This is a genomic window from Romboutsia weinsteinii, assembly GCF_002250835.2.
Taxonomy (GTDB): domain Bacteria; phylum Bacillota; class Clostridia; order Peptostreptococcales; family Peptostreptococcaceae; genus Romboutsia_A; species Romboutsia_A weinsteinii.
In genome coordinates this window covers 57,017-82,614 of record NZ_NOJY02000012.1, presented here as the reverse complement: position 1 = coordinate 82,614, position 25,598 = coordinate 57,017, and the positions used below count along the sequence as shown (strand labels likewise).

Below are 25,598 nucleotides of genomic sequence, written 5' to 3'. Positions count from 1 at the left end.
TTATGGAAGTACTAGTAAATACATATCGTGGGGATTTGGTGGATCTTATTACAACAGGATCTATTGCAGTTGTAGATTCAAAGGGGAACTTACTTTACTTTGCAGGAGATCCATATGAAGTTGCATATGCACGTTCATCTGCAAAACTAATGCAGGCAGTAGTTCCTGTCTTACATGGTGCAATAGATGCTTATAAAATAGATGATAAAGAAATCTCACAAATTTGCGCATCACACTCTGGTGAGAAGATTCATGTTGATGCAGTTAGAAGTATTTTAGATAAAATAGGACTAAGTGAAGATTATTTACAATGTGGAGAGCATTATCCTTTTAAAGAAGATGTTACAAAAGCTATGAAGGAAAAAGGAGAAAAAGCCTTAGCTGTTCATAATAATTGTAGTGGAAAGCATGCTGGTATGTTAGCAACAGTAAAGCATCTTAATGAAGATTTAGATACTTACTGTCAAGTAGATCATCCACATCAAATAAGAATTGTAGAAATGATAGGTACACTTTGTGATTACAATAAAGATGATATAGGTATAGGACTTGATGGATGTGGTGTTCCTGTTCATACACTACCTTTAAATAAGTTTGCATATGGAATGGCGCGTATGGTTGAACCTTCCAGTCTTGAGGAAGAGTACAGGGAATCTGTAACTAGAGTTGTTAATGCTGTTATGAAAAATCCAGTATATGCTTCAGGTTCAGATAGAATTGACTTTAAATTAATGGAAAAGTATCCAAACAAGATAGTTGTAAAATCAGGAGCTAATGGATATTTTGGTGGAGCAATTATTGATAAGGGGATAGGATTTGCTATTAAGGTTCATGATGGACTATCACCTATGAGAAATATTGTACTTATTGAACTTTTGCATCAGTTAGGTGTTATTCCTAAAGAGGATTTAGAGTATTTCGCTGATGAGCATAATGTAAGAGTTTATAATCACAAAAATGAATTAGTAGGAGAAAGTAAAGCTGCTTTTAAATTAAATATATTTTAAATAAGTTAAATAGCCCCTTAAATTAGTATTTATATGGAAACTATCCATTTACTAATCTAAGGGGTTAATAAATTTTAGGCTAAAAATTATTTTTTAGAATGATAAATTAGATATGTGTAGTTTTTAGTATAAGGCTGAGTTATGAAAGTTATAAGTTATAGAATAAATAATTTTAATTAAATAATAATAAATAATGAGATAAAAACTATCTTAAAGAGAGCTTTTACAAAATACATATAAGATAAATAATAGGGTATAGAATTAAATTTCAAAAATAATATTGACCTGTGTGTAGCACATAGGTTTATTCTTATATTAAGAACTTAGAATGTATAGGCTTAGCCATAAATTATAAAAAATAAATAGAAATAGTTTTCAATAGAAGGTATAAACTAAAATCAAATCTCTAGATAATAAAAGAAGAGTGATGAAAGCGAGGAAGGACTCTATATGAGTAGAAATAGACAGTTAAAAATGAAAAATGTTGGGTTAGAGCAACTTGAACAGTATAACCAACTTTTAAGATATGTTTTCCAAGTAACAGATAAAGATTTACAGAAGGTTGGATGGGAAGAAAAAGAAATTATTAGAGCTAAATCTCCTACATTAGAAAAAGCTGATGTTTTGGGATGGTTTGATAGAGATAAATTAATATCTCAAGTAGCAGTTTATCCTATGAGGGTTCGTATATTTAATAGAACATACGATATGGGTGGACTTACTGGTGTAGGTACTTATCCAGAATATGCTAATCAAGGACTGATGCATAAATTATTGTATAGAGCACTTGAAAACATGAGGGAGAGAAAGCAGACTATATCTTATTTATATCCATACTCTATACCATATTACCGTAGAAAAGGGTGGGAGATTATATCTGATAAGATTACATTTGAAATTAATGATTATCAATTGCCTAAGAATAAACAAGTATCTGGAGAAGTAGAGCGTGTTGATGTGGAAAGTGATGTAGTTAAAAAAGCTTATGAACGATTTGCTCTTCAAACACATGGGGCATTGTTACGTGATGACTTAGCTTGGAATGAATATTTACTTTGGGATTCTGATGATTTAATGGCAGCAGTATATTATAATGACAAAAATGAACCAGATGGATATGTGCTTTATAGGATAGAGGATGAGATTTTTTACATCAAAGATATGATTTTTGTGAATGAAGAAGCTAGAAGTGGATTGTGGAATTTTATAAGTGCACATTTCTCAATGATTACAAAGGTTATAGGTAATACATATACAGATGAACCGTTAGCATTTTTACTAGAGGATGCAGATATTAAGGAAACAATTTCGCCTTATTTCATGTCTCGTATTGTTGATTTGGTAGAGTTTATTGCTCAATATCCATTTAAGCCAGATACAATAGAGCGAGAGTGGACTTTTACAATGGATGATCCACTTCTTTCTTGGAACCAAGGTTCTTTTACCTTACGAATTACAAAGGATGGAAAAGGTGAGGTTACTCGTACTCAACATAGAACAAGTGATAGAATTGATATTCAAACTATGACTACTATGTTACTTGGATATAAGCGTCCAGATTATCTTTATAAAATAGGTAGACTTACTTGTAGTTCTGAGACTTTGGATATGCTAGAGGATGCAATAGAACAGCAGACACCTTATTTCTCAGAGTATTTCTAGAAATAATTGAAAAAATATAAAACCTTATAAATAAATCATAAAATGAAAATATTGGATAAAGATTGTTTAAATACTGTTTAATTCCAAGGTTTAATGTATATACTACAATTATTAAATTAAAGTGAAATAAGAAATTAGGTGATGTTATTGATATACATATATAACTGTTATGGAGGAACCCACTCATCTGTTCTAGCAGCTTCTTATCACTTAGAATTATTAGATGATACTAGAGAACCGACTAAGGATGAAATATTGGCGTTGCCCAACTTTAATAAGTTAGTATATGGAAATCGTGGAGAACTTTTTTATTATGGAAGTGATAAAGATGGAAACGAAGTATATACTGTAGGAAGAGGACGTTCAAAAATTTTAATTCCAGGATTATATAATTTAGCTTCTATGCTTCATAAACAAAAGCTATTAGATGAGAAAATTATATTTTCTAGTACGTCGCCAACTGTGCCATTACCAATGACTTTTGGTGGATTATTTTCTAGGTGGTTAAAACTTGATTTTATAGGAGTACCATTACTTGTAAAAGGAGCAAAACAATCTTACAAGGATGTTATAGAACTTGTAAATCACACAAAGAAGGTAGCAAAGAAAGATAATTCAGAGGTTATTATTTTAGATAATAAGGAATTGAAGAAAAAATGATGTGGGTTTTAAAAGTTCATATGCTACTGTTACGATGAACCGTATCACAAGTGAGTGATGCGGTTTTTTATTTATATATATAAACCTTTCATAAACTGTAAGTATTATATATGATTATTGTTTTGTATAATAAACTTAAACATAGATCTATTAAAAGTATCAACTAAATAATTAGAGAATTGAAAAATATAATAAAGTTTATGAAGAGGAGAAAACAAAGAATGGATAAAAAGATATTAGAGATACAATCTTTAAGAAAATACTATGGTAAGAAAGATAATATTACAAAGGCTATAGATGGTATTAGCTTTCAGATTATGGATGGAGAATTTGTTGGTATAATGGGAAGTAGTGGGTCAGGAAAGACAACATTGTTAAATTGTATTGCAACGACTACCTACCCAACTGAAGGAAAAATCCTTCTTAAGGGAGAAGATATAGCAAGTTTTAAAGGAAACAAATTAGCTGACTATAGAGGTAATCACATTGGATATTTATTTCAAAACTTTGAGTTGATTGATAACTTAAACGCTAAGGAAAATATTATGTTACCTATTGCAATTCATAATATGATGGGAAAAGAAGATGAAAAAAGAATTGATGAGCTTATAAAATATTTAGAGATTGAAAGTGTTATGACGAAGTTTCCATCAGAAATGTCTGGAGGACAAAAGCAACGTGTAGCTGCTGCTAGGGCGCTGATTTTGAATCCTGAAATAGTTCTTGCTGATGAACCAACGGGAGCACTAGATTCAAAAAATGCAAAATTATTAATGAAAAAACTTTCGGGGTTAAATGAAGAACATAAGACAACAATTTTAATGGTTACTCATGACGCAAATGCAGCAAGTTACTGTTCAAGAATCTTATTTATTCAAGATGGATTAGTTTTTCATGAACTTAGAAGAAGAGTCCCAGAAGAATCTCAACAGGATTTCTACAAAAGAATCATCTCGGTAATGGCACAGTTGGGGGGAGGAAGTGCAAATGTTCTTTAATTTAGTTAAGAAAAATAGTAAGCGAAATAGAAAAGAAAACGGAATGTTTTTCGTTTCTTTGATTGTATCAATAATAGCATTTTATATTATTTTGTCATTAGAAAATCAAGATGTAATAGTATTTTTAAAAGAAATGGAAAGTGATGCTGTAAATCGACTACTATTATTAACACCTGTGTTATACGCAACATCATTATTTATTTTATTTTTCTTAGTATACTTTGCTGGAAAGTACCAGCTAGAAAGAAGAAGCCACGAATTTGGAATGTATTTGATGTTAGGTATGCGTAGAAGAAGATTATTTTCTATGCTCCTAGTAGAAGAGATATACAATAGTATACTATCTCTTGCAATTGGAATTCCTATAGCTATTTTTATATCAGAAATGATTAGTATGATTACAGCTAGAATTGTTGGGCTAGGTATTATAGGGCATAAATTTTCTTTTTCTGTAGGGGCAATATTATGGACAATTGTTGGTTATTTTCTTATTAGATTAGTTGCATTATTAATATTAAGTGGAAGTATAGCAAAAAAAGATATAAATAAATTGATGTCACAATCTCAAGATAAAAAACATAAGGTTAACAATAAATTTTTTACAATAGTAAAGCTATTGATAGGAATTATATTATTGTCTATTGCTTATGGATTAGCTATTGGAGGATACGCATGGAACTCTATTGTGACTATGGGAATTACGGTTATTTTAGGTATTTGTGGAACTTTTCTTTTATTTCATGGTATTGCAATACTATTTGAGCTTATCCTTAAAAATGGAAAAAATAAAAATGGCTTAGAAGTATTTACTTTTAGACAGTTACAGGAAAATGTGTTTTCTAAATCAAATTCTTTAGCAATTTCATCCTTATTAGTTTTAATAGCACTTTGTTGCTTTGGTTATGGAATTTCTGTAACTTTTAATTCTAGTTCAAAAAATCAGCATGTTCTAGATTATACATTTATAGGAGAAGAACAACAGATAAAAAAAGAGTTAAATAAGTCTTCGATAAAGGATTATATCAATGAAGTTTTTGAGGTCAGATTAGGTAATTTAAAGAATGAAGATAGCTTTTCTGTCAAAGGATTAATAGAAGCTATTGAAAAGGAGAAAGACTCTGAAGAGAAAGAGATATTATTAAATAACTTAGAGTATTTTACATATCCATATTTGATTTCTTTATCAGGATATAATGATATTTTAAAACTTGCAGGAAAAGAACCTATTGAGCTTTTAGATAATCAGGTTGCTTTATTCAATGGTTTAGAGTTTTCATATGGAAATACAGTAGACATGCTGAATAGAGTGCTTAAGAAAAATATAAATATAGAAATGGAAAATAAAGAATATGAGCTTGTAAATAAGGTCTATCAAGATAATATCGTTACTGACCGCTCTATAAGTATTAGTTATGGGTTAATTGTTTCAGATAAACTATTTGATAATATTACAAGAGAAGGAAGTAGTTCTTATTGGAATGCGACCTTAAAAAATGATATTGTAAAAGATAAGGGATTAATGCAGGCAATTAGTCATGTTAATAAATTACTTGATAAAACAGATTTAGAGTATGAAAGTTATCTACAAAACATGGGAAGACAGTTATTCTATACGGTAGCAGCTAGTTATACAACGATTTATTTGGCAGTAATCTTTTTAATTATTGCTAATACAGTTATAGGAGTTCAATTTTTAATGCAACAACAAAACACATCAAGACGATACCAAACAATAATTCGTATGGGATATAATTATAAGAATTTATGTAAGTCTGCTAGAAAACAAATACAATGGTATTTTTCTATTCCAATAGTAGTCGCAGCAATTGGAAGTATATTTGGGGTAAGATCATTATTTTCAGGTATTGCTACTTCCAGTATGCAAGATCAAATTGGTGAATTAATGATAATTGCAGTGCCTACAATTATTATACTTTGTGTGATAGAATATAGTTATATGATTTCTGTAATGAAAATAAGTGACAAGTATATATATGAATTAATGGATATTAAAAGAGAAGATAGTTAATATAAATGTAATGCTATACTAGGTAATTAAACAGAGAAGGAGATTCAAATGAAAAAGATTGTTATAGTTGAAGATGAATTATTTATGAGAGAAGAACTTGTGTCTATATTGCAAAAAGAAGGGTATGATACTTGTTGCATTACTAATTTCATAGATACAGCTGAAAAAATCCTAAAAGAATCTCCTGATCTTGTGTTGTTAGATTTAAATTTACCAGGAGTAACTGGTTTTGAGATATGTAAGGAAATTAAGATAAGAAGTACAATTCCAATACTAATTCTAACTAGTAGAGATCAATTAAGAGATGAGCTACATGCTTTAGGCTTAGGGGCTGATGAATACCTGACAAAACCATGTAATAAAGATAGATTGATAGCTAGGATTTCTAATTTACTTCGTAGATATGAAGATAGAAATTATTTTCTTGAAATAAAAGGAGTAAAACTAGATTTACAAACTTATACAATGTATGTTAATGATAAATCTATTGTATTAACTGAGAATCAAGGAAAAATAATGGAACTTCTTTTATTAAACCAAGGCGATGTTGTTACAAAAGAAATGCTTTTTGAAAAAATATGGGGTACTAAAGATCATATTGATGAAAATGCATTACAAGTTAATATGACAAGATTGAAAAAAACGATTAATAACTTTAATATGAAGTATGAAATTAAAACAGTAAGAGGTAAAGGATATAATCTTGTAGCAATAGGGGTAAAAGAGAATGGTTAGAAATTTAGTTAAAATATTTTCAAAGTACAAAATATGGCTTCTTGTAATAAGCACTTTAAACATTATGTTTGGTGTTTTTCTTTGGCTAATAGATGCCAAAGGTTTTATTTATATTTTTCCAACTACAGTAATTGGTTCTATTATGTTATATAGCTTTGTTGGTTTTAGAATTTATAATATAGATAAGAGAAAGAAAGAAGCAATATTAGATTTTATAGAAAATCCAGAATTTAACCAAGAAGAATTATGCCTTAGTTTCTCTTCAAGTAAAGAAGAAAAGGAGATGATTCATGTAATTGGTGTAAAGCTCCGTGAAAAGAACGATTTAATTAAACAACAAGATTTAAATCTAAAAGAATATGAAGAATACATAGAAAAATGGGCTCATGAAATAAAAACACCATTAGCGTTGATGACATTTGTTCTTGATAATAGAAAGGAAGAAATTTCACTTCCAACATATCAGAGATTAGAATATGCAAGAACAAAAATGCAAGAGGATATTGAAAGAATGTTATATTATGCAAGAGTCAAATCAGATCACTTAGATTATCTTTTTACTGATATATTACTTGATGAAATCTGTAGAGATGTTATTGAGGAATATAAAATATTAATAGATGAGCAAAAAATTAGTATTAACAACAATGTGAAAAAAATACAGGTATTTTCAGATAAAAAAGGACTATCATTTTTGTTAAGACAGGTTTTAAGTAATTCTATAAAATATAAGGATATAGGAGAGTCTAACTCTTTTATAACTATGTCTACTAAGGTTAATGAAAAAAGTGGAGATATAATACTTACTATTAGAGATAATGGAATAGGAGTTAAATCTTATGATTTACCTTTTTTATTTGATAAAGGGTTTACTGGAGATGCTGGTCAACAGAGAAAACAATCGACGGGAATGGGACTTTATTTGGCAAAGCAGGTAGCTGATAATTTAAAAATTAAAGTTGAAGTTTCAAAAGAATATAAAGATGGATTTGAAATATCTTTACTATTTCCTATTATAGAAAATAAAATCTAAAAAATACTCATATCAATTGGATATGAGTATTTTTAAAGTTAAAAATTTGCATCAATTAAGCTTTGAGCATAATCTAAAGATTCTTTCGGTGACAATGTGCCAAGTAATGCATTTTTAATTGAATTTCCTAATATATTTTCAAATTTTCTTTGATCAAAGGAGTCATCAGAAATTATATTACGGCTAGCCGTTGAAAAGTAAGAATTTGATTCTTTAATCCAAGGGAATAAAGATAATATATCATGATTTACATATATATCCTTGTGAGGTGATAAGCCTCCTAATAATGTAAACGCTGATGAAATTTCACTGCTATAAAACCATTTGAAAAATTCGTAGCATTCATCTATCTTAGTACAATACTTTGAAATTCCTATGACACCTCCACCTAAAATGGAATGTTCACCTGGGATTTTAGAAAAACCAACTTTTCCGATAAAGTTAGAGTATTGATTGTTAATTATATTTGATACATGATTAGAAAAAACTGTAGTCATAGCAGTTAACCCGTTATTAAACTCATCAATGTTACTACTCCACCATGAATTTGGTTTCTGACTACTATATTGGTACGTTTCAATATAGTTTTTTAGTGCATTGATAGATTCAGGTGTATTGATGACTATTTTATTGTTTGACAAAATAGATCCTGAAATATTTAAAAGTCTTGGTATAAAATCACAAGCAACTACGGCTGATTTTCCAAATGGTACTGTAGCACCGAATGTAGTTGGAGAATTTGGATTTTTTGATTTAGTAAAAAATGATGCAATTTTATTAAGTTCTTCAAATGTTTCAGGTGTTGTAAGTTCACTTGAATACATTTCGTAATATCTTCTTTTTAACGTAGCATCTTCGAACAAATCTTTTCTATATAAAAGGACTAATATACTTGGATCAAATGGTATAGCGTACTGCTTATCACCTATAAATGAATACTTTACTTGTGTATCTTCTATTAAGTTAGAAAAAATAGATGAAAAGTCTTTCTTAGTATCCTCTAAGGGCATATAAATACTAGATGCCAACTTAGACATCCATGCGACGTCCATACGAATTAAATCATAAAAATTATTATCCTTAGTTAATGTCAAGTACTCATATAAATCATCCATTTCTAATGTATCTAATTTAACATCAATTCCAGTAGCTTTTTTAAAACTTGGAAGTAATTTCTTTAGAGCTAAAGAAGATGGAGAAGTAAGTGCTAGCATATTTAAAGTAGAATTACTTGATCTATTTGCATTAACAAAGTTAAATCTAAATCCATCATTTTTTAGTATTATATTTTTCTCTTCAAATTTTTCACAACCAAAATAATTTAAAAGTTCAGTAGTGATTGTTTGGGCTAAAAGTTTATAATTTAAATGGTAAGATATAAACTTATTACTAGTGAAAATTTTTAAAGTATCAATAGCTATAATTTGAGGTACTTTATCACTTCTAGTGAAATTTGATGCAGCCAATATATCATCTGCCCTTTTAATATCAGATGTTATAATAGCGTCAAAGTCAAAATTGTTAACAAATAAATCAAATGATTTACTAGATGAAAGCTTATAATTACAGCTAAAGTTATTTATTGAGATATCATGAGAATTTAAATTATTTTTTAAACTAGTGAATAGATCATTATCATTTTTAAAAGTCAGTGGATTTGAAAAATAAGCAATATCCTTTAAACTTTTGTTTTTCATATAATCTGAAAGGTCTTTTCCTATCTTTTCAAAATCAAATGATATGAAAGTTTTGTTAATATTATCATTTAGTGGTAATCTATCTATAAAAAATGTTGGATAAGTATTTTTATAAATAGAAGTTGTATCATCTAAACATGATACAGCTATTAGAGCATCTACTTTAGATAAATTTATCTCTTCTAAAACTTTTTTCTCTATTATAGGAACATCATTTGTTGTATATAACTGGATTTCATAATCTTCGCTTGTAAATTGATCTTTAAAAAAAGAGAATAGCTCAGTATATTGGGGTACTTCTAAATTTGGCAAAATTAAAGCTATTAATTTCTTAAATCCTTGTCTAAGTTGTTTTGCTTGTGAATTTCTTACATAACCTAGTTTTTTTACTGTATCCTCAACTAATATTATTTTTTCTGAACTAACTTTTCCTGTTTTATTTAAAACATTGGAAACTGTCCCGTGAGAAACACCTGCTTCCTTTGCGATATCTTTTATAGTAATCAATTTTATCTCCCCTTTTATCTCTTTTGATATTCATATTATAAATCATATTATAAATTAGAATGGAAAAAAAATCTAGAAAAAAATAGAAAACATATTTACACGTACCAATTTCGTTGATATAATGATTTTAGAAATTGCCACTGAAATAAACGTAAACAGATTAAGAAAACGTTTTTAATGACTTGGAATGTTCAAAAGTTAACATCTTGTTAAGAAAAGATTCAGTGTATTTACACGTACTATTAAATAATGATAGTATATGACTTGTAAATTTTGTAAAACAAATTTAAATCAAAATTCATTAATTTATGGAAGGTGGAGTAAAAATGTTTGGAAGAAAAATATCTAAAAAAATAAGCATTTTATTATCAACAGTAATTTTAGGAACGACAATATTAACGGGATGCTCTTCTAATAAGGCTGATTCTAGTTCTAAAAAGTTAGTTATATATTCTAACTCAACAGCTGATGGAAGGGGAGATTGGTTAAAGGAAAAGGCAGCAGAAGCTGGATTTAAGATAGAAATAGTTGAAGGTGGAGGTGGAGATATTGAGAACCGCCTTGTATCAGAAAAAAATAACCCAATAGCAGACGTAGTATTTGGCCCAAATACTATGCAATTTGAAAAGTTTAAAGAAAATGATTTATTAGAACCATTTGTACCAAGTTGGGCTAGTGAAGTGTCAGAAGGTTTAAATGATGTTGATGGATATTATCACTCAATCGTAAAACAAGCTATATTATTAATATATAATTCAGATTTATACAATGAAGAAACAGCTCCAAAGGACTGGACTGATTTATGGACAAACAAAGAATTCAAAAATAAATATCAAGTTGAAGCGAGTTTAAATGGTGGAACAACTAGAGTTGTATTAGCAGGTATATTATCACGTTATAAAGATGCTAATGGTGAATTAGGTATATCAAAAGAAGGTTGGAAAGCAGTTGAGGAATTTTACAAAAATGGTGTAGTACGTATTGATGGAGAAGACTTCTATGCTAATCTAGTATCTGGAAAAACTCCAATGGGACAAATGTGGTCAAGTGGTATAGCTTCAAGAGAAGAACAACACAGTGTTAAGGCGGGGTTAGTAAATCCTGAAGTTGGTGTTCCATATGTAGTTGAACAAATAGGTATTATTAAGGGAAGTAAAAATGTAGAAACAGCTAAAGAGTTTGTTGAATGGTTTGGAACATCAGAAATACAAGGTGAGTGGGCAAAAGAGTTTGACTCAATGCCAGCTAATGAAAAAGCAATGGAAAAAGCAAGTGAACAAAGTAAGTATATAAATGAAAATTATAAGGCTCAAGATATAGATTGGACATTTGTGGCTGAAAATATGGATGCTTGGGCTCAAAAAATAGAACTTGAATATATAAAGTAAGATGACTTAAAAGGATAGGACTAATAATAAATAATTTATTGTTAGTCTTATACCTTATAAATAGCTAAATGGAGGAGATATAAGTGATTAAATTAGATAACATAGAAGTTAAATTTGGAGACTTTTTAGCTTTATCAGATATTAACTTAGAAATAAAAGAAGGGGAATTTTTTACTTTTTTAGGTCCATCTGGATGTGGAAAAACCACAACGTTAAGAACGATTGTTGGGTTTATTCAGCCAACAGATGGAAAAGTATATGCAAATGAAGTAGATATAACAAATACACCTGTAGAAAAAAGAAATATAGGATTAGTTTTTCAAAGTTATGCATTATTTCCTACATTAAATGTATATGAGAATATTGCATTTGGGCTTAAGGTTAATAAGATGCCAAAAAATGAGATTGATGAAAAAGTAAGAGCTATTGCTCAAAAGGTTGATTTAAGTGAAGAACAGTTAATGAAAAAAGTATCGGAATTATCAGGTGGACAGCAACAAAGGATTGCAATAGCTAGAGCTCTTGTAATGCAACCAGAGATACTTTGTCTAGATGAGCCACTATCAAATCTTGATGCAAAACTTAGAGTACAACTTAGAAATGAATTAAAAGAACTTCAACAGAAGTTTGGAATCACTACTATATATGTAACTCATGATCAAGAGGAAGCATTAACACTTTCTGATAGAATAGCTGTATTTAACAAGGGGGTTATAGAGCAAATAGGAACTCCTAGGGAAATATATAATGAATCTAAAACAGAGTTTGTATGCAACTTCATAGGAGATATAAATAAAATTGATGAAGAATCAATAAAGAAAATAAATGCTCAAACAGATTATAATTTAGATGAAAACAAGCAATCATACATTAGATTAGAAAGAATAGGAATAAATGAACAATTACCAGGTATTAAGTATGCAAAACTTAAAGCTGAAGTTGTAAGTTTTGAATATTATGGACTATATATAAAGTACTACTTAAAAGTTGGCAATATCATATTAAAGAGTATAGAAAAAGAATTTGGACAAACAACATACCAAGTAGGTGAAATCGTAGAAATATGCTTAAATCCTATGGATATAATGCAATATTAAGGTGGTGATAATATGAAAAGTGAAAATAGTATGTCACCACTAAAGAAAAGAAAAGTAACTAAATCATTTGGATTTGAAAATATCTTAAAGTACCTTATGTATGCAATGCTTGCATGGTTTATAGTATCGTTTTTAGTTATACCAAATATAAACACATTGTATACAACATTCTTTATCGATGGAAGCTTCTCTCTAGAAGCTGTTCAAAAACTACTTAGCTCAGAACGTGCTATGAGCAGTTTGAAAAATAGTTTTATACTAGCAGTATCTTTGTCTGTTACAGTTAACATTATAGGAATATCTTTAGTATTACTTACAGATTATTTTGATATTAAAGGATCTAAGATATTAAGGCTAGGATATATGACTACCTTAATATATGGAGGATTAATACTTGTATCAGGATACAAGTTTATCTATGGAGGAAATGGATTTATAACTAATTTTTTAGTTGATATATTCCCAAATATGAATCAAGATTGGTTCGTTGGATATTGGGCAGTATTATTTGTAATGACTTTTGCATGTACATCAAATCACTTAATATTCTTATCAAATGCAATAAAAAAATTAGATTTCCAAACGATAGAAGCCGCTAAAAATATGGGTGCATCCACTTTCTTAATATTAAGAAGAGTTGTACTTCCTACATTATTACCTTCAATATTTGCAGTAACAATATTAATATTTATAACTGGTCTTGGAGCAACTTCTGCACCACTTATAGTTGGGGGAGAAAGCTTTCAAACTATAACACCTATGATATTAACTTTCTCAAAAAGTATAGGATCTAGGGATTTAGCTGCTATGTTATCTATATTCTTAGGGATGGCTACAGTAATTCTTTTAGTTTGTATGAATCATTTTGAGAAAAAAGGAAACTACATGTCTGTTTCTAAAGTAAAAACAACTATTGTAAAGCAAAAGATAAATAATAAATTTGTTAATGTATTAGCTCACATATATGCATACGCATTGTTTTTAATATATGTAGTACCAGTTGTATTAATAATATTATTCTCGTTTACGGATGCAAAGAGCATAGCAACAGGAACTTTATCATTTAGTAGTTTTACATTAAATAATTATATTTCATTAATAACTAATGAAAGTGCATATAAGCCATTTATTGTAAGTATACTATATTCATTATTAGCATCTATTGGAGTTATTATAATAACTGTATCAGCATGTAGAATAATACATAAAGTGAAAAATAAGTGGAGTGATATTTTAGAATACTCATTATTACTACCGTGGTTACTACCTAGTACACTTATAGCTATAGGTCTTATAACAACATTTGATAAGCCGCAGTGGTTTATAGGAGGAAATATATTAGTAGGAACTTTAGTAGTTTTACTTTTAGCATACATAATAGTAAAAATACCATATACACTAAGAATGATAAAAGCAGCATTCTTTAGCATAGACGATACACTAGAAGATGCATCTAAGAATTTAGGAGCAAGTAGTTTATATACATTCTTTAGAATCTTGTTACCTATAATACTTCCATCAGTATTATCTGTATTTGCACTTAATTTTAACTCATTACTTACGGATTATGATTTATCAGTATTTTTATATCACCCTCTATATCAGCCGTTGGGAGTGTTTATAAAGAATTTAACAGATGCTAATACTGTGGCAGATAATACAACAATGACATTTGTGTATGCAGTTATAGTAATGATAATTTCATCTATTACTTTATACTTGGTATATGGAAGAGACGTGAAAAAAACAAAGAAGGGGTAAAACTAAATGTTAGGAAAAGAAAAATATAAAAATATAAATAGCTTATTAAACAAAGAACTAGAAGAAAAGAAGTCTTTAATAGCAGTTCATAGAGGATGCCCAGGTGGAAATATAGTAGAAAATACTATCCCAGCGTTTTATAATGCACTTAAAGTTGGCGGAGATATGTTTGAAATGGACCTTATAAAATCAACAGATGGAGTTATATATATATTCCATGATGGTATGGAGGAAAGAAACTTTAAGATAAAAGAAAATATAAAAACAATGTCATCTAAAGAAATAGATTCATTATATTATTACAATAGTGTAGATGCAAAAACAAACTATAAAGTTATTCTTTTTGAGGATGCTATAAAAGAGTTTAGAAATAATGAACTTTACAACATAGATCGTGCATGGGACATACTTCCTGAGGTTTGTAAAATACTAGATAAGTATGATGTAGGGCAACAAGCTTTATTAAAATCTCCAGTAAAAAAAGAAGTGCTAGAATTTTTAGATAGCTATGATACAAAGTACATGTATATGCCAATAGTATATTCGATGGAAGAAGTATATGAAGTACTAAGGTACGATAATATAAATGTAGTTGGTATAGAAATTATAGCAAAAGATGAAGATTGTGAATTATTTAAGCAAGAAAATATAGAAAAAATAAAAAATGAAAATTTATTTGTATGGGTTAATTCAATAACTTTAGATAATGAAATTAAGTTATTTGCGGGGTTAGATGACGATATTTCTGTAATTGAAAATCCTGATAAAGGATGGGGAAAATTATATGAAAAGCAAATTGATATATTGCAAACTGATTGGCCTAGCTTAATGCGCGAATACAGAAAAAAATATTTTAATTTATAAAAATAAATTAACTAAAAAATTCCAAACTGGTATATATTGCTGGTTTGGAATTTTTAATTAACTTGAAAGGATGTAAAATATGGAGGCTTTACTTGAATTGAATGAAGTGTCTACATTTGTAAAATTACTTCTAGCTACCATATGTGGAGGGTTACTAGGATTTGAAAGAGGTATAAAAAAAAGACCTGCTGGATTTAGGACATATATGTTAGTATGCTTAAGTTCGACTATGGTAATGATTACAAATCAATACATTGCAGATTTGTATGGTTTAGCAGATCCAATAAGAATGGCTGCTCAAGTTATCAGTGGTATAGGTTTTTTAGGAGCGGGTACGATTATAGTTACAGGTAGGAATAAGGTAAAGGGATTGACTACAGCAGCAGGATTGTGGGCATCAGCATGTATAGGACTTACTATAGGTGTAGGATACTACTTTGGGGCTTTGATAGGATGTTTTATGATATTTGTAGTAATGTCATTACTTCATGATGTTGATAATTATATTTTATTATTTAGAACAGAGTATAATTTATATATAGAATTTGAATCTATAGCAAATGTATCAAGTTTTATAGAATATATTAAATACCATAATATAAAAATATTAGATATGGAATTGATAAGACCTAGTGAATCGTCTGAAGAAGTAACTATAGGTATGTTTACTATAAAAATGAATAAAAAAATACCATATAGTGAAGTTAAGAATATATTGAGTAAAAGTAAAGGTGTTTGCTTCGTAGAAGAAGTGTAAACCTTGTTATGAAGTTTGGTATTAATATCATTTAGTAGTGAGTAGAAAATAGAAAATGAAAGTATCGATAATGTTTATGCATTTAATGAACACAACTTAGATTTAATTTGGTGTGGTCACTTTGATTTTAATAATAATTATAATATCTTGAAATCTGAGTATATAAATTAAATAGAAAAACTAAGAGTAATATTATAAATATTACTCTTTTATTATGTTTAATAAAACATATCTTATTATACACAGTTGTGCAGATAAATTTTAATATTCTTCTTTTTAATTCCTAAAAAATATTTAAATTTATGAATTACAATTGTAATATATGCACATACTTACAATTGTAAGGAGGTGCTAAATTGAAAAATAAATTTCAAGTAACAGAAGCTGAATTAGAGGTGTTAAAGGTTATATGGAAAAAGAAAAAAACTACTAGTAAAGAAATAGTCGATGAACTTTTATATACTACAAATTGGAAATCTAAGACAATACAAACCTTGATAACACGATTAGTTGATAAAGGAGCACTGGATGTAGATAAATCAAGTAAAAAAGGTTATATATATTCACCTAATGTAAGTGAGCAAGAGTATAAAAAAGTAGCTAATGAATCATTTATAAATAAACTTTATAATGGATCTTTAAATCTAATGCTTTCAACATTCATAACAGATAATCAACTGTCAAAACAAGATATAAATAATTTAAAAAACTTATTAAATGAAAAATAGAAAAGGAATGATTAAAAGTGGATGAATTATTTAAACTAATATTAAGAACATCGTTATATGGAAGTATAACAGGGATTTTAATATTATTTATTAATATAATATTTAAAAATAAATTAACACCCAAATGGAGCTATCTACTTTGGTTATTACTTGTTATAAAGCTAATTATTCCATTCGGTCCAGAAAGTAATGTTAGTATTTTCAATAAATTTGAAAGTGAAAACTTAAAGACTATAAGTAGTTACCAAGATAAATCAAATAATAAACTATTAGATCAATCTTATCAAAATACTTCTGACGTTAATTCACATAGATTAGATAAATCTATAAATCCCCAAAATATATCAATTGAAAATAGTAGATTAAATGATGAAAGTACTTTTAAGTTTAATTTTAAAAATCTCATAAATAATTCACTATCACTATTTTGGTTAGTAATAGCCATAAATATATTTGCCTTTATAAGCGTATCTTATATTCTTTTAATATTAAAGCTAAGAAAATACACAACTAGACCTAGTTTAAGGCTAGATAAGATCTTAGATAAGGCTAAAAATACATTTAATATTAATCGTAATGTGAAAATAACTATAAATGAATATATATCAACACCTGCTCTTATTGGTATATTTAATCCAAAGATTTTATTACCTTTAAATATGGTTAGTATGAGTGATAATGAATTAAAACATATATTTTTGCATGAACTATCACATTACAAGAGAAAGGACAACTTTATAAATATAGTTTTACTAGTAATTAAATCTATACATTGGTTTAATCCATTTATATGGTATTTATTAAAAAAATTAAGAGAAGACATGGAGCTAGCTACAGATGAAAAAGTCTTAAATACCTTAAATGAAGAAGACTATATAAACTATGGAGCTACTTTATTAACTGTATTATCAAAAATGAATAAATGTAAATATCAGCCAAATATTATTAGTATGGCAAAAGACAAAATAGAAATGGAGAAAAGAATTATGAATATAAAATTTATAAAAAAATATAAAGGTAAAAAAATAATATTTACAACTATAGGTGCATTAGTATTAGGAATTGCTTCTCCAGCTATACTTACAAGTGCTCAAAATAGTTCTCAAGTTACATACGCTGATATAAAAGCTAATAAAGTATCAAATAAATATGAGATGAGTAAACTTCAAACTAAATTTTTTAATTTGATTGACTTTATGAATGAAAATAAAAATGTCTTAGTTGATGAAATGAGAAGTAATATTACAGAATTTACTTTAGAAAAAACAGAACAACAAGGCAAGGATAACAGATGTGATATATACACAATAGGTAATGAGCAGTTGGAAGTATATTATGTAAAGAGAGATGGCCAAGGTCCTTACTATCTTAGAGCTATAACTTATAAACTTAATGGAAATGATATAAAAGCCTTAAAATTGAATTACTCAAATGAAGTTAAAGAAATATCTATGTTAGAGGTAGCAACTGAATCAATAAATGGACTAGAAAATTCATATGATAATCTAAAACTAAAGAAATCATTTGGTGATATTTACTCAACATATATTAAGTTAATAAAAGAAGCAGAGGCAAATAATTTATTGACTAAAGAGGATTTACTAAAAATTAATCCAAACTTCAATCAAGGTGAAGTTGATAGTATAGAAAATGAAATATCCTACTCTATTATAAATAAAGAAGACAACACAGATCTTTACGTAACATTTGATAGAGATAGTGGAAATTTAGAAACTATTTACTTATATGATAAAATACCTAATTCAAAAAAGTATGCATCATTATTTACTAAAACAAAACATTATGATTACAAAGGGTGGGATGTTCAAGATCTTTATAACCAATTATACAATTTAAAAGTTGATGAAACTAACTGTTTGATATCCCTTGAATATGAAAATCCAAATGAACTAAAAAATAATTTTATCGATTTTATGAATAAATAAGTATCTGTATCTAATACGCTATAGGAAAACTTCTAATGAGCTAACTTAATCATTAGAAGTTTTTATTATTTTATATAATTTTCATATTTAAAAAAGGTAACAATGAAAAAAGCGATATTACTTGCTGTTGTTCCAACAATAATATATAAATTTAAAGTTTTAATAAGTGTACAAAGAAAAATAGATGAAATTAAATTGAGCATATTGATAATATTAATTATGAAATTAAATATATTAATATAAAAATGAATAAAAATTAATATATTTAATAAAAATATTAAAAAAATGAAAAATACTAATGACATTTTCAAAAATATTTAATATACTAATATTAAAGGAAGTGATAAAGTGTATAAAATTATAACTAAATGTCCGGTTTGTACGGAAGACATGAAGATTATGAAATTAAAATGTAATCATTGCAACACAATTATAGAAAATGAGTTTTCTATTTCAAAATTTGATAGATTATCAAAAGAGCAGTTAAATTTTGTAGAAGTGTTTTTAGCGTGTAGAGGAAATATAAAAGATGTTGAAAAGCAGCTGGGGATATCTTATCCAACAGTAAGAGGTAAGCTTGATGAGATTAATAACGAACTAGGCTTAGTAATTAAAAAAGATACAACCAAAGAAAAAGAAAAAATAATGGATATGTTAGAAAATAAGGAGATAAGCTCTGAAGAAGCTATTAATCTTTTAAAGAAATTATAAGTAAAAATATAAAGGAGAGATTCAGATGGAAGATAAAAAGAGAATATTAAAAATGGTTGAAGAAGGAAAAATAACTGCAGAGGAAGCTATAAAATTATTAGATGTATTAGATTGTAATGAAAAGAGTGACCCATTTATTAAAAGTGAAAAAGTTGAAGATGATGACTTTTTTGATATAAAAAATGATGGTAAAAAAGGAAAGATATTATTTGTAAGAGTAAAAAGTAGCGATGGAAGCAAAGTTAAGATTAATATACCATTAGAGTTTGTAAAAATAATGGGATCAATAGGAATTATGTACAGTAGTGAACTTGAAAAACACAATATAGATATAGAAAAATTAATGGATGCGATAGATAATGGATTTGTTGGAAGAATTGTAGAAGTAGATGATGGAAATGACAAAGTTATAGTAGAGATACAATAGGTATTTTTATATGAGAATAACGGTCAAGAGCAAAGAAGATAACTTTAATATGAATATAATAATTCCATTAGGTGCTATAACGACTTTACTACGAGTATCTAAGCCATTTATAAAAAGATATTATGACAAAGAAATTAAAATTAGCAAAGTAAATTATACATTTAAGTCCGATGATATAGATGTAATTATAGAGGGTTTAAAATACCTAAAAAAAGAACATAAGGGACTATATCTAGTAGATATAGAATCAGAAAATGGAGACATTGTAAAAATCAAGATTTAGAATAGGGATTTTTTTAGTGTATCAATTGAACAATATTAATATATTAAATGTAAAGTAGGAGCATATGCTCCTATTTTTTTATTTAATATAAAATAATAAAAGTAAGGTGTGGGAAAAATACTATTATAGCTAATAAAAGATATGGAGGTGTAGGTATGGATTTAAAAGAAATTATGCAATACAACACATTTGCAGTATTAGGGGACACTTTAAACAAAGAAAAATATGCATATAAGATAAAACATGAATTAATAGATAGTAAATACAACGTATACTCAGTAGGAAAAGAACTACAATCATTAAATGATATAGAAGAAGAAATAGATATTATTGATTTATGTATTAACCCACCTGCAGGAATAAAATTGTTAAAAGAAAACAAGAAAAGCTTTAAATGTATGGTTATTCAACCAGGAGCAGAAAGTGAAGAGATACTTACATATTTGCAGGCAAATAATTATTCGTATATAGAAGGATGTTTATTAGTTGGCATTAGGCTTTATGGTAAATAGAGGAAAAATAATATAACTATTTTGTAACTGGAGAAAGAATTAAATAAGATTTATAATATATACTGGAACTTAATTATTATAAAATTTTAAATAAGTTAATTTTATAATGGTAAAACATTTAAAATAGGGGGAAAAATGAAGAGCAAAAGAATGATCAACACTTTATTTATTATGGGATTTTTATTTTATATAGGGTTTGTTCTGTGGAATATTCCGTTTAAATATGTATCTCCACTAGAGCTTTTTAGTAGTGATAGATACTACTTATCAAGAACACTTAACTTAATACCATTTGATGAAGTATTTAAAGGTAACTTTAGTAAGCTAGATATATACGGTAATGTGATTTTATTTATTCCATTAGGGATTTATATAAGTCTATTAATTAAGGATATAAAAATATCTAAAAGTATACTTATAATGGCTACAATAAGTTTTATATTTGAATGCAGTCAATATATATTTGGAATAGGTGCTAGTGATATAACTGATATTATCACTAATACTATTGGTGGAATTATTGGTATAGTAATTTATACAGCTATCAAAAAGATTTTTAAAGAAAGAGCAAAAGTAAAAAACTTCATTACTATTTGTAGTACTGGGGTTATGATACCAGTTAGTATTATAATAGTAGGAATATTTATAGCAAATTAGATTATAAAATATTATTTTGAATCATATTAAAATTAATAACTGTATCTTAGGGTATACATATTGTAAATACTAGGATACGGTTATTTTTATTCTTTATGTATCTAAGTAATCATAATTTATTTTAAATTACTGAAACTTAGTATATACTTACTCCGTCTAATAAATGTAACATGACAAAAAGGGGGAAGGTAATGCAATTAATATCATTTAAAAAGTATAAGTCATTAGAAGAAGATGATAATACTATAGTAGAAAAAGCAATAAGTGGAGATAAAGATGCAATTGAATTATTAATAAATAAGCATAAAGAATATTTATATAAGACTGCATTTTTATATCTTAAAGATGAATATGAAGCAACAGAAATCTGCCAAGAGACAGTGTATAAGGCAATTATAAGTTTACACAAATTAAAGCAAGCAAAATATTTTAAAACATGGATTACAAGAATACTTATAAATAACGTTAGAGATAGTAAAAGAAGTAAGGTTAAGTTTGTAGATAAATTTGAAAAGATAGACCTAATTGATGATATAAGTTATGAGCAATTAGAAGAAAAAATAGATTTATACAATGCAATAGATATTTTAGAGGAAAAATTTAAGACTCCAATAATACTTCAGTACTTTCATGATATGACCATAAAAGAAATAGGAGAAGTTCTTCAGTGTAATGAAAATACAGTAAAGACTAACTTAAGAAGAGGTCGTGAAAGACTATATAAGATATTAAAGGAGGGCGTATAGATGAAAAAACTAGATAATATAAAAATACCTGAAAATTTTGACTCAGCTATTGATTTAGCTATAGATAAAGCTATAGAAGATAAGAAAAAAAATCAAAGTCACAAGAAAAAAATCATTGCTGCAAGCATATCAGGATCTTTAATAATAGGTGCTATGGCACTAAGTAGTGAAACAACTTGGGCTTATATAGAAAATCTTACAAGACATATTGAATCATACTTTGGCAGAAATAATAATGAATTAGATAAATATAAATCTGAACAATATCTAGTATCACAATCAAAGGGATTAAAATATACCATAGAAGAAATAATGTTAGATGATAGGCAATTAGTACTTAGTATGACTGTAGATTATTCAAAGTATAAGTGGGGAATTAATCTAGAGCCAAATGATTTAATTCCAAGTTTCCCTACTATTACTATAGATGATCTTGTGTTTTCAGGTCAAGGTAGTTCCTGTGATGTAGAAAGAGTACCAGGAGAGAAGAAAAATAAAATGTTGTTTAGAATTGGTTTATCAACTATAGATACTGACGGAGACGGAGCTGGAGATACAGAATATGAAATTATAGATATGATTGAAAAAGATAAAGAATATGATTTGAACATATCTTTTGACCAACTTAATAACTTTGATGAAGGTGATTGGGAGTTTAATACGAAAATCAATGGGACAAGTATTTTGGAAGATACCAAAGTTTATAAAGTAAATAAAAAAGTTGCTATAAATGAAAATGAGTATAAGGGTGACTTTGAAATTGAAGAAGTACGAGTTTCACCTCTATCTGTAAAGATAAAATATAATTATGATTTATATGATGAAATAAGTGTAGAAAAAAGACGTGAACCTAGAGCTATAGCTCTGGATGAAAGTGGAAATGAGATGGAAGGTGGCCCAGGAGAAGGAGGACGTTTATCTAAAAGAAGATGGTATATAGTTGGTGAATATATATTAAAAGGGAATGAAAAGAAAATAACTATAGTTCCTAGATCTTATGTTAATGACAAGCCAAAAATTTATGAAGATGGTAAAGTTGAAATTGAATTAGAGTAAATCTTTAAAAATGATTATAATTTTAACATTGTTCTATAACATAATTAACAATAAAATATAAAAAGCTAAAGGGGGATAAAATGAAATTAAAATTATGTGTAACAGGATTAGTATTATCAGTTTTTATAGCAGGATATGGTATAAATACTATTAGCTTAGCTGATGACAGTAGGCAAATATCTAAAACTATAGACACTATTAGGGGTTATTTTGAAACTAATGATAATAGTGAAACATATGGAACTTACATCGATAATGGTGAGTGGGAAGAACCAGATTTGATGGCAGTGATTGGTTTTAACGATGTAGAAGGATATGTAAGAAAAGTTGATTTATACGATGAAGCAAATCAACCTAATAATCCTGAAGAAGCAATTGCTTATATGGAAAAAAGAGAAAAAGAAGGTCCTAGAGTAATTCCAGTTTATGAAAAAGACGGTAACACAGTAATAGGAAAATATATAATTGATTAAGATTATTAGCACTTACTTTTTTAGTAGGTGCTTTTTAGTGTTAAAAAAACTATGTCTAGATAGACACTTATTAGAAATTTTAGTGATGAAATGTGGTGGTATTTTAATAATTAGTGAAAATGAAGACCATACTTTATTTGAAGATAGAACATTACTATTTAAGCAAGTTTTCAATGTTTAAATCATAGGAATTAGTTGAATAACCATTGTTAAAGTGTTAACATATACATTGTCTATATTAAACTTTTTTTGATGAATATTGATTTTTATAGTTAAATCGAGTAAATAAAAGTCCACTACTTTGAGCAATAGAATCTATGATTCATTTGCGATATTCAAAGTTTAGCAAGTACTTATCACAAAAAGATCTAATATAACTAAAAACTAAAACAAAAGGGGGAGTAAATAATGGGAATAAAAAATTTAAAGAGTGTAATTGGTTGTAGTTTAGCGGTGTGCCTAATAACAATAAACTGCTCTTCATCACTTGTATTTGCAGAAAAAGATGTGAATATGGTAGAGAGTCAGATAAGAATGGAAGGCACAGAAAAGGTGGAGCTAGATAATGGAATTGTATTGAATTCAAAAGAAATGGGTAGCGGGGATGTAACCATTGTATTTGATACAGGCTATGGAAATACATTAGATAATTTTACATATATTCAGGGGGAACTATCAAAGATAGCAAAAACGTTGACGTATGATAGAGTAGGATTAGGCGAAAGTAGTGATACAGGAAATATGGCTCCTCTTAGTGAGAATGAAAGAGAAACTCTTATGCGTGGTGGAGTAATAGAATATAATGAAGCTGACTTTGATGGTACTACTAAGACTGCAAAGGATAAGGCAAACAACCTATATAAATTATTACAAGCCAAAAATCTTCCAGAGCCATATATCTTAGTAACACACTCACTAGGTGGTCATACTGCTATTGAGTTTGCAAAAATGCACAAAGAAAAAGTAGATGGAATAGTATTCATAGATTCAACTGGAAGAAGTTCTAATGGTGAAATGTATGAGTTTTTCGAATCATTTGTTCCAGGAATGGGAGATGAACAATTATCTTTATATAGTAAGCATGATGGAACATTAGATGAGGTTCTTATGGGTGAAAATCAAGTTAAAAATGATAAAAATGTTCTAAGAGACATACCTTTACTTTATTTAGAGTGTGACCCTTATGCAATGGCTCAAGGAGCTATGGGTGATGCTTTTGCTGAATTGAAAACTAGACAAATAAACGATTTACTGTCAATGTCTGATGATACTAAGCATGTTCAAATAAAAGACGCAACACATCAAGTACATACAGATAAACCAGAGGAAACATTGGCTCATATAACAGAATTTATAAATTATTGTGTAGGAAAAAATTAAATTAATTAATAAATAAAAAATAGAGGTTTAGTATTATCAATTCTAAACCTCTATTTTAATATTAAGGGGAAATAGAGTAATAAAATTAAACTTATTATTTTTTATATTCTAAATTGGAAAATGAATATTACAAAAACTGCGATAAGAAGAATAAAATTGTTTAACTAAAAATAAAATTATGCTAAAATATGAATAGTCAGTTACAATATATCATATATTTGTAGCTAACAACTTCATTATAAATAAGGCTATTAAGCCATAAAATCTAGATAGAAATTAGATATGCACATGTGATAGGAGTTATAATGTATCTCAAAACATTACTAAACATAATTATCACACAACTATCTAGTACTTGTTCGAGAACCTCCAAGTATAAAAAACTAAGGTATTTATATAGTGGCAGTATATAAGATATACCCTTAGCTATGACTTTTCATAGTGAAAAGTTGTAAGGTTCTCCTTATTGATAATTTTTAAGGAG

26 protein-coding genes and 1 riboswitch are annotated in these 25,598 nt (G+C 27.7%); of the genes, 25 read left to right on the top strand and 1 reads right to left on the bottom strand.

All coding sequences use genetic code 11. The features are described from left to right. Nucleotides 1–2: 2 nt before the first annotated feature. From CHL78_RS09005 to CHL78_RS08975, 7 genes are all read left to right on the top strand, one after another. Complete coding sequence (locus CHL78_RS09005) at nt 3–1,007, top strand: asparaginase (protein ID WP_094367324.1); 1,005 nt, start codon at nt 3–5, stop codon at nt 1,005–1,007. A gap of 450 nt (nt 1,008–1,457) precedes the next feature. Next, nucleotides 1,458–2,669 (top strand): GNAT family N-acetyltransferase, encoded by a 1,212-nt coding sequence (locus CHL78_RS09000; RefSeq protein WP_116041403.1) that lies wholly within the window; start codon nt 1,458–1,460, stop codon nt 2,667–2,669. Nucleotides 2,670–2,816: 147 nt separating this feature from the next. Then, a complete protein-coding gene (locus tag CHL78_RS08995; protein WP_094367858.1) occupies nt 2,817–3,329 on the top strand; it encodes a DUF3189 family protein in 513 nt (170 codons plus the stop codon). A gap of 221 nt (nt 3,330–3,550) precedes the next feature. After that, a complete protein-coding gene (locus CHL78_RS08990) occupies nt 3,551–4,327 on the top strand; it encodes an ABC transporter ATP-binding protein (protein WP_094367857.1) in 777 nt (258 codons plus the stop codon). Then, nucleotides 4,317–6,356, top strand: coding sequence for an FtsX-like permease family protein (locus CHL78_RS08985; RefSeq protein WP_094367856.1), 2,040 nt, complete (start codon nt 4,317–4,319; stop codon nt 6,354–6,356). Before CHL78_RS08990 ends, CHL78_RS08985 begins: the two co-directional genes overlap by 11 nt. A 48-nt stretch (nt 6,357–6,404) precedes the next feature. Beyond that, nucleotides 6,405–7,091, top strand: a complete 687-nt coding sequence (locus CHL78_RS08980) for a response regulator transcription factor (RefSeq protein ID WP_094367855.1) — start codon at nt 6,405–6,407, stop codon at nt 7,089–7,091. Beyond that, nucleotides 7,084–8,124, top strand: coding sequence for a sensor histidine kinase (locus CHL78_RS08975; RefSeq protein ID WP_094367854.1), 1,041 nt, complete (start codon nt 7,084–7,086; stop codon nt 8,122–8,124). Before CHL78_RS08980 ends, CHL78_RS08975 begins: the two co-directional genes overlap by 8 nt. A gap of 38 nt (nt 8,125–8,162) precedes the next feature. Here CHL78_RS08975 and CHL78_RS08970 read toward each other — a convergent pair whose 3' ends face one another. Continuing rightward, the gene (locus CHL78_RS08970; protein ID WP_094367853.1) at nt 8,163–10,328 is read right to left on the bottom strand and encodes an extracellular solute-binding protein; all 2,166 of its coding nucleotides are present in this window, start codon (nt 10,326–10,328) and stop codon (nt 8,163–8,165) included. A 326-nt stretch (nt 10,329–10,654) separates the two neighbouring features. Between CHL78_RS08970 and CHL78_RS08965 the strand changes: the two genes are divergently transcribed. The 18 genes from CHL78_RS08965 (at nt 10,655) to CHL78_RS08890 (ending at nt 25,114) form a co-directional block, all read left to right on the top strand. Beyond that, a complete protein-coding gene (locus CHL78_RS08965) occupies nt 10,655–11,716 on the top strand; it encodes an extracellular solute-binding protein (protein WP_094367852.1) in 1,062 nt (353 codons plus the stop codon). Between the two features lie 83 nt (nt 11,717–11,799). Then, nucleotides 11,800–12,813 carry an ABC transporter ATP-binding protein gene (locus tag CHL78_RS08960; RefSeq protein ID WP_094367851.1) on the top strand — a complete coding sequence of 338 codons (1,014 nt, stop codon included), beginning with the start codon at nt 11,800–11,802 and terminating at the stop codon, nt 12,811–12,813. Nucleotides 12,814–12,825: 12 nt separating this feature from the next. Continuing rightward, the gene (locus tag CHL78_RS08955) at nt 12,826–14,574 is read left to right on the top strand and encodes an ABC transporter permease (RefSeq protein ID WP_243446407.1); all 1,749 of its coding nucleotides are present in this window, start codon (nt 12,826–12,828) and stop codon (nt 14,572–14,574) included. A gap of 6 nt (nt 14,575–14,580) precedes the next feature. Beyond that, the gene (locus tag CHL78_RS08950; protein ID WP_094367850.1) at nt 14,581–15,438 is read left to right on the top strand and encodes a glycerophosphodiester phosphodiesterase family protein; all 858 of its coding nucleotides are present in this window, start codon (nt 14,581–14,583) and stop codon (nt 15,436–15,438) included. 79 nt (nt 15,439–15,517) lie between these two features. Beyond that, nucleotides 15,518–16,195: an MgtC/SapB family protein gene (locus tag CHL78_RS08945; RefSeq protein WP_116041401.1), complete on the top strand. Its 678-nt coding sequence runs from the start codon at nt 15,518–15,520 to the stop codon at nt 16,193–16,195. 356 nt (nt 16,196–16,551) lie between these two features. After that, nucleotides 16,552–16,923 carry a BlaI/MecI/CopY family transcriptional regulator gene (locus CHL78_RS08940; RefSeq protein ID WP_094367443.1) on the top strand — a complete coding sequence of 124 codons (372 nt, stop codon included), beginning with the start codon at nt 16,552–16,554 and terminating at the stop codon, nt 16,921–16,923. A gap of 17 nt (nt 16,924–16,940) precedes the next feature. Beyond that, nucleotides 16,941–18,869 carry a M56 family metallopeptidase gene (locus tag CHL78_RS08935; RefSeq protein WP_094367444.1) on the top strand — a complete coding sequence of 643 codons (1,929 nt, stop codon included), beginning with the start codon at nt 16,941–16,943 and terminating at the stop codon, nt 18,867–18,869. Nucleotides 18,870–18,971: 102 nt separating this feature from the next. Beyond that, nucleotides 18,972–19,112 (top strand): hypothetical protein, encoded by a 141-nt coding sequence (locus CHL78_RS20745; protein ID WP_158540670.1) that lies wholly within the window; start codon nt 18,972–18,974, stop codon nt 19,110–19,112. A gap of 105 nt (nt 19,113–19,217) precedes the next feature. Continuing rightward, nucleotides 19,218–19,580, top strand: a complete 363-nt coding sequence (locus CHL78_RS08930; RefSeq protein WP_094367445.1) for a DUF2089 domain-containing protein — start codon at nt 19,218–19,220, stop codon at nt 19,578–19,580. 25 nt (nt 19,581–19,605) lie between these two features. Next, the gene (locus CHL78_RS20740) at nt 19,606–20,007 is read left to right on the top strand and encodes an SHOCT-like domain-containing protein (protein WP_094367446.1); all 402 of its coding nucleotides are present in this window, start codon (nt 19,606–19,608) and stop codon (nt 20,005–20,007) included. Nucleotides 20,008–20,017: 10 nt separating this feature from the next. Beyond that, nucleotides 20,018–20,290: a hypothetical protein gene (locus CHL78_RS08920; protein ID WP_147295806.1), complete on the top strand. Its 273-nt coding sequence runs from the start codon at nt 20,018–20,020 to the stop codon at nt 20,288–20,290. A 155-nt stretch (nt 20,291–20,445) separates the two neighbouring features. Beyond that, the gene (locus tag CHL78_RS08915; protein ID WP_094367448.1) at nt 20,446–20,802 is read left to right on the top strand and encodes a CoA-binding protein; all 357 of its coding nucleotides are present in this window, start codon (nt 20,446–20,448) and stop codon (nt 20,800–20,802) included. Between the two features lie 135 nt (nt 20,803–20,937). Beyond that, on the top strand, nt 20,938–21,459 hold the full coding sequence (locus CHL78_RS08910) for a VanZ family protein (protein ID WP_094367449.1): 522 nt from the start codon (nt 20,938–20,940) through the stop codon (nt 21,457–21,459). Between the two features lie 191 nt (nt 21,460–21,650). Continuing rightward, entirely contained in the window at nt 21,651–22,205 is a 555-nt protein-coding gene (locus tag CHL78_RS08905) for a sigma-70 family RNA polymerase sigma factor (RefSeq protein WP_243446406.1), read from the top strand. After that, a complete protein-coding gene (locus CHL78_RS08900; RefSeq protein WP_094367451.1) occupies nt 22,206–23,261 on the top strand; it encodes a DUF4179 domain-containing protein in 1,056 nt (351 codons plus the stop codon). It begins immediately after the preceding gene. A gap of 80 nt (nt 23,262–23,341) precedes the next feature. After that, a complete protein-coding gene (locus CHL78_RS08895; RefSeq protein ID WP_094367452.1) occupies nt 23,342–23,734 on the top strand; it encodes a hypothetical protein in 393 nt (130 codons plus the stop codon). Nucleotides 23,735–23,771: 37 nt separating this feature from the next. Continuing rightward, nucleotides 23,772–23,915: a hypothetical protein gene (locus CHL78_RS20735; RefSeq protein ID WP_158540669.1), complete on the top strand. Its 144-nt coding sequence runs from the start codon at nt 23,772–23,774 to the stop codon at nt 23,913–23,915. Nucleotides 23,916–24,142: 227 nt separating this feature from the next. Further along, a complete protein-coding gene (locus CHL78_RS08890) occupies nt 24,143–25,114 on the top strand; it encodes an alpha/beta fold hydrolase (RefSeq protein ID WP_094367453.1) in 972 nt (323 codons plus the stop codon). A 348-nt stretch (nt 25,115–25,462) separates the two neighbouring features. After that, nucleotides 25,463–25,507, top strand: a riboswitch (PreQ1 riboswitch). Nucleotides 25,508–25,598: the final 91 nt, after the last annotated feature.

What these genes read in the sequence shown, in the direction of transcription:
- CHL78_RS08900 (WP_094367451.1), top strand. Translation starts at nt 22,206, where the DNA reads ATGAAAAAACTAGATAATATAAAAATACCTGAAAATTTTGACTCAGCT.
- CHL78_RS08915 (WP_094367448.1), top strand. Translation starts at nt 20,446, where the DNA reads ATGGATTTAAAAGAAATTATGCAATACAACACATTTGCAGTATTAGGG.
- CHL78_RS08895 (WP_094367452.1), top strand. Translation starts at nt 23,342, where the DNA reads ATGAAATTAAAATTATGTGTAACAGGATTAGTATTATCAGTTTTTATA.
- CHL78_RS08890 (WP_094367453.1), top strand. Translation starts at nt 24,143, where the DNA reads ATGGGAATAAAAAATTTAAAGAGTGTAATTGGTTGTAGTTTAGCGGTG.
- CHL78_RS08945 (WP_116041401.1), top strand. Translation starts at nt 15,518, where the DNA reads ATGGAGGCTTTACTTGAATTGAATGAAGTGTCTACATTTGTAAAATTA.
- CHL78_RS08985 (WP_094367856.1), top strand. Translation starts at nt 4,317, where the DNA reads ATGTTCTTTAATTTAGTTAAGAAAAATAGTAAGCGAAATAGAAAAGAA.
- CHL78_RS08920 (WP_147295806.1), top strand. Translation starts at nt 20,018, where the DNA reads ATGAGAATAACGGTCAAGAGCAAAGAAGATAACTTTAATATGAATATA.
- CHL78_RS08955 (WP_243446407.1), top strand. Translation starts at nt 12,826, where the DNA reads ATGAAAAGTGAAAATAGTATGTCACCACTAAAGAAAAGAAAAGTAACT.
- CHL78_RS09005 (WP_094367324.1), top strand. Translation starts at nt 3, where the DNA reads ATGGAAGTACTAGTAAATACATATCGTGGGGATTTGGTGGATCTTATT.
- CHL78_RS08965 (WP_094367852.1), top strand. Translation starts at nt 10,655, where the DNA reads ATGTTTGGAAGAAAAATATCTAAAAAAATAAGCATTTTATTATCAACA.
- CHL78_RS09000 (WP_116041403.1), top strand. Translation starts at nt 1,458, where the DNA reads ATGAGTAGAAATAGACAGTTAAAAATGAAAAATGTTGGGTTAGAGCAA.
- CHL78_RS08905 (WP_243446406.1), top strand. Translation starts at nt 21,651, where the DNA reads ATGCAATTAATATCATTTAAAAAGTATAAGTCATTAGAAGAAGATGAT.
- CHL78_RS20745 (WP_158540670.1), top strand. Translation starts at nt 18,972, where the DNA reads ATGAAAAAAGCGATATTACTTGCTGTTGTTCCAACAATAATATATAAA.
- CHL78_RS08910 (WP_094367449.1), top strand. Translation starts at nt 20,938, where the DNA reads ATGAAGAGCAAAAGAATGATCAACACTTTATTTATTATGGGATTTTTA.
- CHL78_RS08990 (WP_094367857.1), top strand. Translation starts at nt 3,551, where the DNA reads ATGGATAAAAAGATATTAGAGATACAATCTTTAAGAAAATACTATGGT.
- CHL78_RS08980 (WP_094367855.1), top strand. Translation starts at nt 6,405, where the DNA reads ATGAAAAAGATTGTTATAGTTGAAGATGAATTATTTATGAGAGAAGAA.
- CHL78_RS20740 (WP_094367446.1), top strand. Translation starts at nt 19,606, where the DNA reads ATGGAAGATAAAAAGAGAATATTAAAAATGGTTGAAGAAGGAAAAATA.
- CHL78_RS08975 (WP_094367854.1), top strand. Translation starts at nt 7,084, where the DNA reads ATGGTTAGAAATTTAGTTAAAATATTTTCAAAGTACAAAATATGGCTT.
- CHL78_RS08950 (WP_094367850.1), top strand. Translation starts at nt 14,581, where the DNA reads ATGTTAGGAAAAGAAAAATATAAAAATATAAATAGCTTATTAAACAAA.